Source organism: Cryobacterium sp. 10I1, from assembly GCF_035019805.1.
In the GTDB taxonomy this organism is placed as follows: domain Bacteria; phylum Actinomycetota; class Actinomycetes; order Actinomycetales; family Microbacteriaceae; genus Cryobacterium; species Cryobacterium glucosi.
This window is the reverse complement of the sequence record NZ_JASJVF010000082.1, coordinates 1-12,845: the sequence shown is the minus strand read 5'-3', so window position 1 is coordinate 12,845 and position 12,845 is coordinate 1. Positions and strand designations below refer to the sequence as shown.

Annotated in this window: 14 protein-coding genes; 10 read left to right on the top strand and 4 right to left on the bottom strand. The window is 67.9% G+C overall.

Annotated features, from left to right (window positions below; translation table 11 throughout):
* Nucleotides 1-625, bottom strand: a 625-nt coding sequence (locus tag QN345_RS09300) for an NADP-dependent oxidoreductase (protein ID WP_323508595.1), incomplete at its 3' end; no start/stop codon positions are given.
* 412 nt (nucleotides 626-1,037) lie between these two features.
* On the opposite strand from QN345_RS09300, the gene QN345_RS09295 reads away from it, so the two are divergent.
* The 5 genes from QN345_RS09295 to QN345_RS09275 all read left to right on the top strand — a co-directional run bounded on the left by QN345_RS09295 (nucleotide 1,038) and on the right by QN345_RS09275 (nucleotide 5,134).
* Nucleotides 1,038-1,601: an alternate-type signal peptide domain-containing protein gene (locus QN345_RS09295; protein ID WP_134446719.1), complete on the top strand. Its 564-nt coding sequence runs from the start codon at nucleotides 1,038-1,040 to the stop codon at nucleotides 1,599-1,601.
* 203 nt (nucleotides 1,602-1,804) lie between these two features.
* Entirely contained in the window at nucleotides 1,805-2,296 is a 492-nt protein-coding gene (locus QN345_RS09290; RefSeq protein ID WP_166788301.1) for a hypothetical protein, read from the top strand.
* A 3-nt stretch (nucleotides 2,297-2,299) separates the two neighbouring features.
* On the top strand, nucleotides 2,300-3,619 hold the full coding sequence (locus QN345_RS09285; RefSeq protein ID WP_322188532.1) for an RICIN domain-containing protein: 1,320 nt from the start codon (nucleotides 2,300-2,302) through the stop codon (nucleotides 3,617-3,619).
* Between the two features lies 1 nt (nucleotide 3,620).
* The gene (locus QN345_RS09280; RefSeq protein ID WP_134558061.1) at nucleotides 3,621-4,424 is read left to right on the top strand and encodes an LPXTG cell wall anchor domain-containing protein; all 804 of its coding nucleotides are present in this window, start codon (nucleotides 3,621-3,623) and stop codon (nucleotides 4,422-4,424) included.
* Nucleotides 4,421-5,134: a signal peptidase I gene (locus tag QN345_RS09275; RefSeq protein WP_134558060.1), complete on the top strand. Its 714-nt coding sequence runs from the start codon at nucleotides 4,421-4,423 to the stop codon at nucleotides 5,132-5,134. Before QN345_RS09280 ends, QN345_RS09275 begins: the two co-directional genes overlap by 4 nt.
* Here QN345_RS09275 and QN345_RS09270 read toward each other — a convergent pair.
* A complete protein-coding gene (locus tag QN345_RS09270; protein WP_370361370.1) occupies nucleotides 5,094-5,690 on the bottom strand; it encodes a YqaJ viral recombinase family protein in 597 nt (198 codons plus the stop codon). The two genes, QN345_RS09275 and QN345_RS09270, sit on opposite strands and share 41 nt — an antisense overlap.
* A gap of 287 nt (nucleotides 5,691-5,977) precedes the next feature.
* On the opposite strand from QN345_RS09270, the gene QN345_RS09265 reads away from it, so the two are divergent.
* Both QN345_RS09265 and QN345_RS09260 read left to right on the top strand, forming a co-directional pair.
* Complete coding sequence (locus tag QN345_RS09265) at nucleotides 5,978-6,724, top strand: response regulator transcription factor (RefSeq protein ID WP_134446731.1); 747 nt, start codon at nucleotides 5,978-5,980, stop codon at nucleotides 6,722-6,724.
* Nucleotides 6,724-8,424 (top strand): sensor histidine kinase, encoded by a 1,701-nt coding sequence (locus tag QN345_RS09260; protein ID WP_134446901.1) that lies wholly within the window; start codon nucleotides 6,724-6,726, stop codon nucleotides 8,422-8,424. Before QN345_RS09265 ends, QN345_RS09260 begins: the two co-directional genes overlap by 1 nt.
* Nucleotides 8,425-8,442: 18 nt before the next feature.
* Here the strand turns inward: QN345_RS09260 and QN345_RS09255 are convergent, their stop codons facing one another.
* A complete protein-coding gene (locus QN345_RS09255; protein WP_134446733.1) occupies nucleotides 8,443-8,931 on the bottom strand; it encodes a MarR family winged helix-turn-helix transcriptional regulator in 489 nt (162 codons plus the stop codon).
* 2 nt (nucleotides 8,932-8,933) lie between these two features.
* Nucleotides 8,934-10,691, bottom strand: coding sequence for an MDR family MFS transporter (locus tag QN345_RS09250; RefSeq protein ID WP_322137047.1), 1,758 nt, complete (start codon nucleotides 10,689-10,691; stop codon nucleotides 8,934-8,936).
* 418 nt (nucleotides 10,692-11,109) lie between these two features.
* On the opposite strand from QN345_RS09250, the gene rplJ reads away from it, so the two are divergent.
* From rplJ to QN345_RS09235, 3 genes are all read left to right on the top strand, one after another.
* A complete protein-coding gene (gene rplJ, locus QN345_RS09245) occupies nucleotides 11,110-11,631 on the top strand; it encodes a 50S ribosomal protein L10 (protein WP_134446735.1) in 522 nt (173 codons plus the stop codon).
* Between the two features lie 44 nt (nucleotides 11,632-11,675).
* Nucleotides 11,676-12,059, top strand: a complete 384-nt coding sequence (rplL, locus tag QN345_RS09240) for a 50S ribosomal protein L7/L12 (RefSeq protein WP_134446737.1) — start codon at nucleotides 11,676-11,678, stop codon at nucleotides 12,057-12,059.
* A gap of 184 nt (nucleotides 12,060-12,243) precedes the next feature.
* Complete coding sequence (locus QN345_RS09235; RefSeq protein WP_134446739.1) at nucleotides 12,244-12,759, top strand: MarR family winged helix-turn-helix transcriptional regulator; 516 nt, start codon at nucleotides 12,244-12,246, stop codon at nucleotides 12,757-12,759.
* Nucleotides 12,760-12,845 lie beyond the last annotated feature (86 nt).

Genomic DNA, 12,845 nt, shown 5'->3' with positions numbered 1-12,845 from the left:
TGTCGTTCAGACGTGGGGCGATCGCGCTCACGAGGTACCAGGCCGCAAAGGCAAGCGTCAGGCTGAAGGTCGTGATCACGTACGCGCCGAAGGCCTTGGCGATCTGGACCGCGAAGTGGCCGACGCCGCCGCTGCCGGCGTGGATCAGCATCCGCTCGCCCGGGGTCACCTCGGCGATGTCGACGACCATTTCCCACGCGGTCAGCGCAGCGACAGGCACGGCGGCGGCTTCGATGTGGCTCAGCGTCGACGGTTTGCGGGCGACGCTCATGCTCGAGACGGCGACGTACTCGGCGTAGCTGCCCGTCGTGCGGGGGAAGCGGGTCATGCCGTAGACCTCGTCACCGGGCTGCAGAGGGAAGGCCTCGTACGGCGAGCTCACCACGATTCCGCTGAAGTCGTAGCCGAGCACGGCGGGGAATGCCGGGATTGCCGCCGCCACGCCAGAGCCGGCCCGGGTCTTCGCGTCGATCGGGTTGACGCCCGCGGCGACGACCCGCACGATGAGCTCGTCGAGTACGGGGATCGGCGTCGGCACGGTGTCCAGGTGTAATTCCCCGGCCGCGCCGGTGCGGTCGATGACGAGGGCACGCATGGTCGGGGGCACGTTCGTTGCATTTCCCATGAGTCCATTGTCTCCCGGCGGGCACCGGGTGGACAGCCTGAGAAACCGTCGGCCACCGGCCGGATTCGGTTAGCTACGTGACTCGATCTGGGGGTGCGAAAACGACGGATGTGCCTCACCTTGGGGGCTTGGAGGTCTGGATTTGCCCTGTCGCGCCGTCGTAGTCTGTCCACATAAAGGGGGACCGAAGTCCTCATTTAGGGGGACCGTTCGAGTCGAGCTCCACCGGGTGACCGGCGTGGCTTTGGCCTGTATTCGGTGACCCGTTGCCCGAGTGGAGTTTCGCGCCGCACCCGAAGTGGCGCGATCCTTCCCACCCGGGCAACGAACGAACTGTCCTTCCCACATTGGTCGGCCGAATCTCGGCCTGCAACTACCCTGATGCCCGTCGCGGCGTCGAAAAGGATCCATCATGAACAAGCTTCTCAAAGGCTCCCTCGCTGGCGCGGTCGGCGTGGCGCTCCTCCTCGGCGGTGCGGGCACCTTCGCCTCGTGGAACTCGACGGTGACCGCTGGTGGCGCTGCGACGATCGCGGCCGGCACCTTGTCCGTTACCGAGCCGACGCCCGCCGCGCCCGGAACCTGGACGAGCACGGTGGGAACGAACGCGCCGGTCCCGATCACGAGCATCGCGGCATACAAGGCAGTCCCCGGTGATGTTCTCACCTACACCAAGGTGCTCAACATTTCAGCCACAGGCGACAACCTGAAGGCGACGCTGTCCCTGAGTGGGGCCGCGATCACTGCGACGTCGTCGAGCACATTCGACACGAAGCTGGCGACGGCACTGAGCAGCAGCGCCGCCCTCACCGCCAACTTGACCGCCGTTACCGGTGGATACTCGGTCGTCAAGGGAGCGACAACCGTGACGGTCACAGCGACCATCACCTGGCCATTCGGCACCTCCGTCGACAACTCCGCCCAGGGCGGTTCCGTAAATCTCAGCAACTTCTCGGTCCTCCTGACCCAGATCTAGTCGGTCCCGCCGGTGCGTCTGGTCTCGGCCAGACGCACCGGCTTCCTAGCCTCAGAAACACTGTTGGTCGATGAATTGGGGTGCACATGTTTCCCCTCCAAACGTCTTCCCGCATGGTTCGGATCCAGTCAGTCCTTCGAAAAGGCCTGCGAGCCGCGACGCGTGTCCCCTCTTTTCGGACCATCGTCTCGACCGCGGTCTCTGTGGCGGCCGCGATCTGCCTTGCGGTCCTCGGCGCTGGTGGCTCATACGCATACCTCAATGCGAGTGCCCCGGTGTCTGCGGCCACGACCATCAAATCCGGCACCGCGACCCTGACCGTGTCCACTCTCACCCTGCCGACCAGCGTGCTCTACCCCGGCGTCACGGTCAGTGCCCCGGTCACCGTCACCAACGTCGGTAACGTTCCGCTCGCACTCCGGATCGCCGGATTCACTCCGCCGGTTCCGGCGACGACCCTCTCGGCGTCCCTGAGCATCGGCCTCTTCGTCGGTACCTGCCCGGTCGTGCCTGCCCCGACCTGGACCGCAGTCCTCAACACCACCCCGGTCGTCACGAGTCTGGGCAAGACCCTCCCCGTCGGCGGGTCCACCACCCTCTGCGTCTCCGTCACCCTGCCGCTGTCCGCCCCTGCCACGACCCAGGGCCTCTCCGCCGCGAACTTCGGCATCGTCATCGACGGAATCCAGGCCTGAGCCATGTCCACCGTGCAGCGCCGCGCTCCTCGCATCCGTTCGCCCAAACGGATGCTGGCGCTCGCGTTCACCCTCTTCCTTACCCTGGCAGGCACGAGCGTCGCCCAGGCGAGCTGGACCGCGCCGGGGGTGACCGCAATCGCGTCCGTCACGGCCGGCAGCCTGGCCGTCACGCAGACCGGTTTCGACACGCTCGCCGTCCTGTATGACTCGAGCACGCTGTCGGTCACCAAGGTCGTGACCGTTACGAACAAGGGGAACATCCCTGCGCCGTACACGCTGACGCTGACGGCTCCCGCGACGACACTCGCGACCGGCGTCGACCTGCAGACCTGGCCCGTCGCCTCGGCGGCGTCCTGCTCGACCGGGGCGACCTCTACCAGTCCCACCGGCCAGCACTGGACCTCGGCACTGACCTTCTCCGGCAGCGGCGCGACCGCGCTCGCCGTGGGAACGTCCGCATACTTCTGCGTGCGCAGCACGATCACGCAGGCGCAACGCTTCGCACTCGTCGGTATCTCCGCAGTGCCGACCGTCACCCTCACCTCGAGCGTCGGCAACTGGGCGATCGCCCCGCTCGCCATCTACGCGACCCAGGCGGTCGCGAACACCCTGACACCCGGCGCGCCCACTGCAACCACGACGGACCACACGGCGACCCTGACCTGGGCCAAACCCGCCGACACAGCAGCCATCATCACCTACCAGGTCTTCCGCAACGGGACCCTGATCGGGACGACGACGGCGCCCACGGTGACCTACACCGACACCGGGCTCGACGTCGGCACGGCGTACAGCTACACGGTCAGGGCCCTCGATGCGGCCGGCGATGCCTCGCCCCTGTCCACAGCTGCAGTCATCGCGACCGCCGGCCCCAATTCCGGGGCCTGGTACAAGGTCAAGAATGCGACGACCGGACTCTGCATCGACGGCGAGAACCAGTCGACGGCGGCCGGAACTGCGATGATCAGCTTCGGCTGCAAGTCGACCGGTTTCGACAACCAGTCCTGGAACTTCTCGAACCCTGCCGGTGTGTCTGCGGTGAAGGCGAAGTACGCCCCTCAGCTCTTCTGGGATACCGGCAGGGGCGCCGCCGCCGGCCTCGCCGCACAACTCCAGAATGCCGGGACCTCGAACCAGAGCTGGCGCATCACGGCCGTCGGGGCTGTTGGAAGCGGTACCTACCGCTTCGTGAACGACAGCGGCCAGTGTCTCGACGTCAGCGGGCAGACCACCGCAACGAACAACATCCAGCTGGAGCAACAGCCGTGCGGTGTTCTCGGGCTGGCCAGCCAGACCTTCACCATGACGTGGGTGGGCTGACATGCGCCCGAACCCGATCCGGGGTCGCCGGGTCGCGGCATCCGCCCTCGGAATCGCTGCGCTCGCCATGTCACTCGCCGTTTCGGGCGTCGCAGCGCCGGCAAGCGCCTCGGCTGGCGCCACTCCGATCGCCCCCGTCGACCTGCTCCTCAGCACCGATGGCGTGACGTTCGCGACGACGCTCAACGCCGGCCTCTTCGACGGCCTCGGCCTGCTCGTCCCGCGCGGCAGCCAGCAGGCCGCCCTCTGGGTGCGCAACCCGACCGCCGCGCCAGCCGAGGTGCGGGTGAGCGCGCACGACGTGCTGCTCCCGTCCGGCGGATACGCCGATCACATCACTCTCGCCGCGTGGAACTCCGGAACCGGCGACACCCTCACCCGCACCCTCCGCAGGCTCGATAGCTGCGCGATCGTCGTGCCCTCGCAGCCGATCGCGGCAGGCGGCACGATGAAACTCGTCGTCACGTTCACCATGGCGGATGTCTCCGGCACTGTCGACCAGGGAGCGAGCGCGAGCCTGGGCTTGCTCGTGGCGATGCGGGATGCCGTTGCCGGCCCGTTCGCGGCGTCTCCGTGTGACGATCCGGGAACGGTCGTGCCGGCATTTCCCGGCGCTCCGCCGACGCCGTTGACCCCGACCGCCACGACTCCGACGGCGTACCCGGCAGTCGTCGGCAGCGGAATCCTCGCGCACACCGGCGTCGAACCGCCCGCACCCGTGCTGGTCGTCGGCGGCCTGTTGCTCGGGATCGGCATCTTTCTCCTGCTCGCCCGCCGTCGCCGCCCTGAGGAGGACCGCGAATGACCAGCACCCAGCTTCAGTCTGCACCGGAACACTCGCCGGCACCCGCGGCATCCGTGCCCGGTGCGGCCGCGAACGAGGCCCCTGCGCCCGTCGACCCGCCCGACAAGAGCCTGCTGCACTACCTCGGGCTCGCGGTCAGCGGAGCGATCCTGCTCCTCGTGGTCGCCCTCGCGCTGCTGCTGATCGTGGTCCCCAAGGTCACGGGGTCGACCCCGCTCACCGTGCTGACCAGTTCGATGGAACCCACCCTGCCGCCCGGAACGCTCATCATCGTGCGCCCGGTCACCCCGGACGAGATCCGCATCGGCGACGTCGTCACATACCAGATCCGCTCGGGGGAGCCGGGCGTCATCACCCACCGGGTCACCGCGATCAGCTCGAGCTCCGAAGGCGGACGCACCTTCACCTTCAAGGGAGACAACAACAGCGTCGCCGATGCAGACCAGGTGCTTCCGGTACAGATCCAGGGGCGCCTCTGGTACTCCGTGCCGTGGGTCGGCTGGGTCAACAACGCCGTCAACGGCCAGAGCCGCAGCTGGATCGTGCCCATCGTCGCCGGGCTGCTGTTCGCCTACATGGGATACATGTTCGCGAGCGGCGCCGTGTCCGCGCTGCGCAAGCGCCGCCGCGCGGCCGCCGCCGTGGCCGCCGGGGCCGCGAGGATCGCGTCTACGCCCGAGCCTGCTGCGCCCGGGTCGCCATTGCGTTGAGCACGTCGATCAACTGGTTCGCGTAACCGACCAGGATCGCGATCTGGTCCTCGTCGCGTTCGATCCAGCGGCATTCCGGCTGCGACCGGATCGGCACGAAGTCCCGGTGCTGCTCCCAGACCAGCAGCGTGCGATCGGCGCCGAGTACGTACTGCTGCCACCAGACCTGCCGCATATAGGAGCGCGGGATGCTGCGCCACGCCTTGTTCGTCGTCTTGATCTCCGAGAGTTCGAGCGTCCGGGCATCCGTGCCCACGCCGTCGGGGGTCGCGAGGTGGCGGCGGTGGCCGGCGGCATGGAACAGGGTCGTGCTCGGTTCGATGCCGTAGTTGTCGAGTACCCAGGACGCGATCACGGGCTCGCGGGCGCGACCGTGGTCGGTGTAGGTGTTGCCGCCGAAGTTGCTGCCGTTCATCTTGTCGTTGGCCGCGTTCTGCACCGATTTGGGAGTGGCGAGCTTGGCGACATCCGTGGCCGTGATGCCCTGGTTGCGGGCGCGCATCCAGGCCGCCCAGTCCGTTGAGTCGGCGACGATGCGCAGCAGGTGCGGGGCGATCGCCGGCGCAGCGACTGCTGCGGTGACGGCGGCGACGGATGCTGCGGCTGCCGAGGAGACCGTGAGTGACCCTGCCGGCTCAAAAAGCGGGAGCAGGGTATCGGTCACCCTCCCCATTGTGCCAGCCGCGACCGCCGTTCCCGCCCAACCGATCCGTCGAATTGGTTGGGCGCGGGGTGCGAACGATGGGGCGGCAGGGGAGGGGCAGAGCGGGCGCGAACCCCATTCACAGGAGCGCCAAGGTCCCCGCATAGGCTTTTCATAGAAAGCTCGCGATACTGAGATCTATGAGCACACGTGAAACAGACCACTCGACCCGCGGGCCGCGTCTCCACAAGGCCGACGGAAGCCCCATTCGAGTGCTCGTCGTCGACGACGAACCCACGCTCACGGATTTGCTCTCGATGGCCCTCCGTTACGAGGGCTGGGAGGTGCGCACCGCAGGCGAGGGACGCCAGGCGCTGACCATCGCCCGCGAGTTCCGGCCGGATGCGATCGTGCTCGACATCATGCTTCCCGACATCGACGGCCTCCAGGTGCTGCAGCGCGTGCGCGCCGACGGCTATGAGACTCCCGTTCTCTTTCTGACCGCGAAGGATTCCCTCGACGACCGCATCGCCGGCCTCACCGCGGGCGGCGATGACTACGTCACCAAGCCGTTCAGCCTCGAAGAGGTCGTCGCCCGGCTGCGCGGCCTGATCCGCCGCTCGACCCTGGCCGTGTCGGACTCCGTCGACCCGCGCATCTCGGTCGGTGACCTCACCCTCGACGAGGACAGCTACGAAGTCTCCCGGGCCGGCGACGCCATCGAGCTCACCGCGACCGAATTCGAACTGCTCCGTTTCCTGATGCGCAACCCACGCCGCGTGCTGAGCAAGGCCCAGATCCTCGACCGGGTCTGGAGCTATGACTTCGGCGGCAAGTCCTCCGTCGTCGAGATCTACATTTCGTACCTGCGCAAGAAGATCGATGCGGGACGCGAGCCGATGATCCACACCGTGCGCGGTGCGGGGTACATGCTGAAAACCGCGTGATGACGCCGACCGACCGGCCGGATTCGCTCGACCCGGCTGACGCGGCTGACCCGACCCACGCGGCTGACGCGGCTGGCGTGGCTGACGTGGCCGACGTTGCCGACCGGACTGACCCGTTCGACCCGGCCGGCTCGCCCGCACGACCCGGCCCGCAGCATCCGTCACGTCGACCGCAGTGGGTCGGCCGCCCGCGGTGGCTGCGGCGTCCGCTCTGGCTGCGACCCGGACGCGCCCCCTGGACCCTGCGCCGCCGGCTCGTGCTCGCCGTCGTCGGCCTGCTCGCCCTCGTGAGCATCTCGATCGGTGTCGTGAGCGTCACCGTGCTGCGCGCCAACCTGCTCGCGGGCCTCGACCAGCAGGTGAGCTCCGCCGCCGAACGGTCGCACTCGATGCTCGAGGGCCGCCGCGACAACGACCTCGGCGCCGCGCTGCCGGTGTTCGTGCCCTCCGCGAGCGTCATCCTCAACGGCCCCGGCCAGCCGGGCACTCTCGCCCTCGTCTTCTACGATTCCACCCTCACAGCCGGCTACACCGACGACACCGGCACGATCGTCGCACTCACGGCCCACCAGGTCGACCTCCTCGTGCAGAAGGCCGATATCCTCGCGAGCCAGACCGGTACCGCGCAGCCCGTCACCGTCGACCTCGGCGGCGATGTCGGTAACTACCGGATCCTCGCAAGTTCGAGCCGCACCGGCACCCTCTCGATCGTCGGCCTCCCGCTCAGCACGGTCGACGGCACCGCGACGCAGCTCGCCATGATCATCGGCGTCGTCTCCCTCGTCGGCATCATCGTCGTCGCGATCCTCGCGATGTGGATCGTGCGCCTCGCACTTCGCCCGCTGCAGCGCGTCACGGCAACGGCCGCCCGCGTCTCGGAACTCCCGCTCGACCGCGGCGAGGTCAGCCTCGTCGACCGGGTCCCCGCCGCGGACACCGACCCCCGCACCGAGGTCGGCCAGGTCGGCTCCGCGCTCAACCGCATGCTCGACCACGTCGACCTCGCCCTCGAGACCCGGCAGGCGAGCGAGAACAAGGTACGGCAGTTCGTCGCGGATGCGAGTCACGAGCTCCGCACGCCCCTCGCCTCGATCCGCGGTTACTCCGAGCTCACCCGGCGCTCCGGCCAGGAGCTGCCGCCGGACGCCCTGCATGCCCTCAGCCGGATCGAATCCGAGTCGGTTCGGATGACCGGGCTCGTCGAGGACCTTCTGTTGCTCGCCCGCCTCGACGAGGGCCGCGAACTCGAACACGGCACCGTCGACCTCACGAGCCTGCTCGTCGACGTCGTCAGCGATGCGCACGCGGCCGGCCGAGACCGGGTGCTCAACCTCGAGCTTCCCGATGAGCCGATCCAGGCCATTGGCGACACGCCCCGGTTGCACCAGGTCTTCACCAACCTGCTCGCGAACGCGCGCATCCACACCCCGCCGGACACGACCGTCGAGGTCGCGCTGTCCGAGCAGGACGGCCGTGCGATCGTGACCGTGACGGATGACGGCCCCGGCATCCCGGCGAACCTGCAGACGACCCTTTTCGAGCGTTTCGCCCGCGGCGACAGCTCGCGGTTCCGCGGAACCGGAAGTACCGGACTCGGCCTCGCCATCGTCCAGGCTGTCGTGACCGCGCACCAGGGAGAGGTCACGGTGTCGAGCCGGCCGGGCCGCACCGAGTTCCGGGTGTCGCTCCCGCTCGCCTGACCCGCGGCGTGGCGCGGGCTACGGGGTGTTGAGCTGGGCGAGGAGCGTGGCGAGCTGGTGCAGGTCGTCCGTCGGCCAATCGCTCAGGCGCTTGTGCACGATCGCGGTCTCACCGTTCCGTACGGCGTCGAGTTTGGCCCGTGCCAGGTCGGTGACGGCGAGGAACCGGGCGCGGCCGTCGTCCGGGTCGACTTCCGTGCGCACGAGACCGAGTTCGCAGAGCTGCTTCGCCTGGCGGCTGATCACGCTCTTGTCCACGTAGAGCGCAGCGGCGACCGCGCTCGAGTGCGTCGGCCCGTAGCGCTCGATGTGGCGCAGGAGCTTGAACGCGAACGGCTGCAGCGACGCGTCGATGAAGAGCGCGGCATCCCGCATGCTCGCCCGGATCAACCCGGCGAGCACGCTCAGCTGCTCCTCGACCTCGGCGATCGCCGTCGCCGACTCAGCGCCCGGTGCGTCCTCCCGCTCGTCGGTGTGCGTGGACGCTGTCGGAGTCCCCTGGATCATGGTCACAGACTACTGACTCTGTGCGCGCCGGGCTGGTCGTCTCGCGGCAGGTGAATCACCCCGGTCGGGTTGTTGAGCCCGGCGGGGGCGAGGCCGGCGGATGCCGCGCTCACCTCGATCAGGATGTCTTCCATCTCCTCGACCTCGGTTTCGCGCTCGGCAGCGCGCCCGGCTTTGTCCTCTGCGGCGCGCTCCGCGGCAGTCACGCCGGTGTGCCCGGCCGACGTGCCGTCCCCGGAACCTTCGCGGGCCCTGGCAATGCCCGTCTTCCGGCCGAGGGACGCGTTCGGCAGCAGGGTGACCATCACGAGGGTGATCACGGCGAGCGGGATGCCGAGAAGGAAGACCGTGCCGACGCCGGACCCGTACGCGGATTCGACGAGGGTGCGCACCGCGGCCGGGAGGTCCGCGATGCGCGGGATGGCGCCGGAGCCGAGCGCGCTCGCCGCGGCCATCTTGTCGGCGGCGCTGAGCGCGCCGACGCCGTCGGTGATGTGCTGCGCGACCGCCGTGCCGAGCACGGAGCCGAGCACCGAGACGCCGATCGTTCCACCGAGGCTGCGGAAGAAGGTGACGCTGCTCGTGGCGACGCCGAGGTGCCTGACCTCGATCGAGTTCTGCACGACGAGCACGAGGTTCTGCATCAGCATGCCGAGGCCGGAGCCGAGCACGAACATGTAGACGCCGACGAGCACGAGATCGGTCCGGTAGTCGAGGGTCCCGAGGAACAGCAAGCCGACGATCACGAGCGCTCCGCCCGAGACCATGATCGCCTTCCACTTGCCCGTGCGGCTGATCAGGGTGCCGAACGTGACCGAACAGATCAGGTAGCCGCCCATCATCGGGATGGTCAGCAGGCCGGACTGGGTCGGCGTGGCTCCCCGGGCGAGCTGCATGTACTGGCTGAGGAAGACGGAGGTGCCGAACATGGACACGCCGACCGAGATGCTCGCGATCACCGCGAGGGTGAAGGTGCGGTTCTTGAACAGTGTGAGCGGGATGATCGGCTCGCTGACCGTGAACTCCACGAACACCGCGGCGACGAGCAGCACGACAGCGCCGCCGACCATCAGGAACGAGGGCACGGATGCCCACTCGAACTGGGTGCCGGCGATGGTCACCCAGATCATCAGGAGCGACATGCCCGCAGTGATGAGGATCGCGCCGAGGTAGTCGATCTTGACGACCCGCTTGACCCTGGCCGGGAGGTGCAGGGTGCGCTGCAGCAGGATGATCGCGAGGATCGCGACGGGCAGTGCGATAAAGAAGTTCCAGCGCCAGCCGAAGGCGTCCGTCACGACACCGCCGAGGAGCGGACCGCCCACGGTGCCGAGGGCGAGGACCGCGCCGAAGAGACCGGCATAGCGGCCGCGGTCACGGGGGCTGATGATGTCGGCCATGATGATCTGGCTGAGCGCGGCGAGGCCGCCGGCGCCGAGGCCCTGCAGCACCCGGAAGCTGATCAGGGTGCCGGTGTTCTGCGAGAAGCCCGCGAGTGCGGAACCGAGGACGAACACCACGAGGGAGAGCTGGATGAGCAGCTTGCGGTCGAAGAGGTCGGCGAACTTGCCCCAGATCGGCGTGCTCACGGTCGTCGCGAGCAGGGTCGCCGTGACGACCCAGGTGTATGCGGACTGGTCACCGTGCAGGTCGGAGAGGATGAGCGGCAGCGACGTGCTGACGACGGTCCCGGCGAGGATCGAGACGAACATGCCCATCAGCAGGCCGGAGAGGGCCTCGAGTACCTGCCGCTTCGACATCGGCGTGTCCGAGTCGCGGTGGGGGAGGGGCTGCCGGTCCTGCGGGTTCTGCGGTGGAGCGGTACGAACGGATGAAACGCGAGACATGAAACTCCTGGGGCGTGTAATTGACAAGCATCAACTATATCTCGATAGTGGACTCAGGTCAACTACCTATGCCGTTCCGCTCACGGGCTGAGGGGCGGATGCCGCGATTTGCGCCCGCCAGCGGCATCCGTTACAGTGAACGAAGCCAAAGACCGCCGGTTGTCGCTGCCCAGTAATGGACAGTGACCGAAGGTTCACTCATGTGAACAGCCCGCGCAGGAATCGAAGTTCAGTTTCAGTTCGCAAGGACTGCTCAGCTCCGGCGCTTGCGCTGGGGCTTTTTTCATGTCTGCGCCCCGGGCTACCGGCACATGAAACCAAGAGGAGCGCCATGGCGAACAAGGAAGCAACGGTCGCCGAGCTGACGGAGAAATTCCAGAGCTCGACCGCCGTTCTGCTCACCGAGTACCGCGGTCTCACTGTTGCGCAGCTCAAGACGCTGCGCGTTTCCATCAGTGCGGACGCCACGTACGCCGTGGTAAAGAACACGCTCACCAAGATTGCGGCCAACAACGCCGGCATCACGTCGTTTGACGACGAACTCGCCGGCCCGTCCGCCATCGCCTTCGTGCACGGAGACCCCGTCGCCGTCGCGAAGACCCTGCGTGCCTTTACCAAGGCAAACCCTCTCCTGGTAGTGAAGGGTGGTTACTTCGACGGTAGCCCGCTCACTGCCGAAGAGGTAGGCAAGCTCGCCGACCTCGAGTCCCGTGAAGTGCTGCTGGCCAAGCTGGCCGGCGCGTTCAAGGCCTCGCTGTTCGGAGCCGCATATCTGTTCAACGCACCGCTTTCGAAGGCTGTTCGCACCATCGAAGCACTGCGTGAGAAGCAGGAGTCCGCGAACCAGGCATAGGCCTGCTAGCGGTGAGTAACTAAGAAACTATAGGGAGAATAATCATGGCAAAGCTTTCCACCGAAGAATTGCTCGAACAGTTCAAGGGCCTGACCCTCATCGAGCTTTCCGAGTTCGTCAAGGCGTTCGAGGAGACCTTCGAGGTCACCGCAGCAGCCCCCGTCGCCGTCGCCGGTGCCGCTGGCCCCGCCGCCGCCGTTGAAGAGGTCGAAGAGCAGAGCGCCTTCGACGTCATCCTCGAGTCCGTTGGCGACAAGAAGATCCAGGTCATCAAGGTTGTGCGCGAGCTCACCAGCCTGGGCCTCGGCGAGGCCAAGGCCGTTGTCGATGGCGCGCCGAAGGCCGTCCTCGAGGGCGTCACGAAGGAAGCCGCCGAAAAGGGCAAGGCTTCCCTCGAGGCCGCCGGCGCCACCGTCACCCTCAAGTAGTCGGGCCCCCCAGGGGGTTCACTCGAGGTCGACAGGCGTCAGCCGTTCGATTCGCAACACGCCGAGGGCGTCGCATCCACTGGATGCGGCGCCCTCTGCTGTTTAACCCGACCGGACCCGGGCGCGGGCCGATGTCCATAGCCGGGCTATGGACATAGATAGCCAAGCTATGTACAGTGGGGGAATGCCTTCTGACCTTCCCGCACTCCTCGGTGACCTGATCACCGTGAACCACCGGCTCACCCGGGTCGCCGCCCACGCCGCGGACAGCCGGGAGTCGCCGGCCGTCTGGCGCACCCTGAGCGTGCTCCGCCAGCTCGGCCCGATCCGCCTCGGCGAGATCGCCGCCCGCAGCCGCATCTCGCAGCCGACCGCGACCAAGCTCGTCGCACACCTCGTCGGACGCGGCTGGGCCGCCCGTCTCGCCGACCCGCTCGACGCCCGCGTCACGAGCACCGTGATCACTGCTGCCGGCGACGCAGCGCTCTCCGCCTGGCGCAGCGAACTCGCCGAAGCCCTCCTGCCGATGTTCGACGGGCTGGCGGATGCCGAGCTCGCCACGATCCGCAACGCCGTCGACATCCTGCGCGAACGCCTCGACGGCAGCGAGGTGCCCGTGGAGCGGGTGCCCACCGCGGCCGTCACTGCGGCACGTGTGCCTGCGTCTGAGCCTGGCCGTCCGGCCGGAGCCCGCGCATGAGCCGCGTGACCGCGCTGGCGGAACACGGAACCCCTGCCGCAACCGACGTGCACGGACGACGGGAAGGCGCCGGCAGCATCCTGCAC

What these genes read in the sequence shown, in the direction of transcription:
- rplL (WP_134446737.1), top strand. Translation starts at nt 11,676, where the DNA reads ATGGCAAAGCTTTCCACCGAAGAATTGCTCGAACAGTTCAAGGGCCTG.
- QN345_RS09295 (WP_134446719.1), top strand. Translation starts at nt 1,038, where the DNA reads ATGAACAAGCTTCTCAAAGGCTCCCTCGCTGGCGCGGTCGGCGTGGCG.
- QN345_RS09285 (WP_322188532.1), top strand. Translation starts at nt 2,300, where the DNA reads ATGTCCACCGTGCAGCGCCGCGCTCCTCGCATCCGTTCGCCCAAACGG.
- QN345_RS09280 (WP_134558061.1), top strand. Translation starts at nt 3,621, where the DNA reads ATGCGCCCGAACCCGATCCGGGGTCGCCGGGTCGCGGCATCCGCCCTC.
- QN345_RS09250 (WP_322137047.1), bottom strand. Translation starts at nt 10,691, where the DNA reads ATGTCGAAGCGGCAGGTACTCGAGGCCCTCTCCGGCCTGCTGATGGGC.
- QN345_RS09265 (WP_134446731.1), top strand. Translation starts at nt 5,978, where the DNA reads ATGAGCACACGTGAAACAGACCACTCGACCCGCGGGCCGCGTCTCCAC.
- rplJ (WP_134446735.1), top strand. Translation starts at nt 11,110, where the DNA reads ATGGCGAACAAGGAAGCAACGGTCGCCGAGCTGACGGAGAAATTCCAG.
- QN345_RS09235 (WP_134446739.1), top strand. Translation starts at nt 12,244, where the DNA reads ATGCCTTCTGACCTTCCCGCACTCCTCGGTGACCTGATCACCGTGAAC.
- QN345_RS09255 (WP_134446733.1), bottom strand. Translation starts at nt 8,931, where the DNA reads ATGATCCAGGGGACTCCGACAGCGTCCACGCACACCGACGAGCGGGAG.
- QN345_RS09275 (WP_134558060.1), top strand. Translation starts at nt 4,421, where the DNA reads ATGACCAGCACCCAGCTTCAGTCTGCACCGGAACACTCGCCGGCACCC.
- QN345_RS09260 (WP_134446901.1), top strand. Translation starts at nt 6,724, where the DNA reads ATGACGCCGACCGACCGGCCGGATTCGCTCGACCCGGCTGACGCGGCT.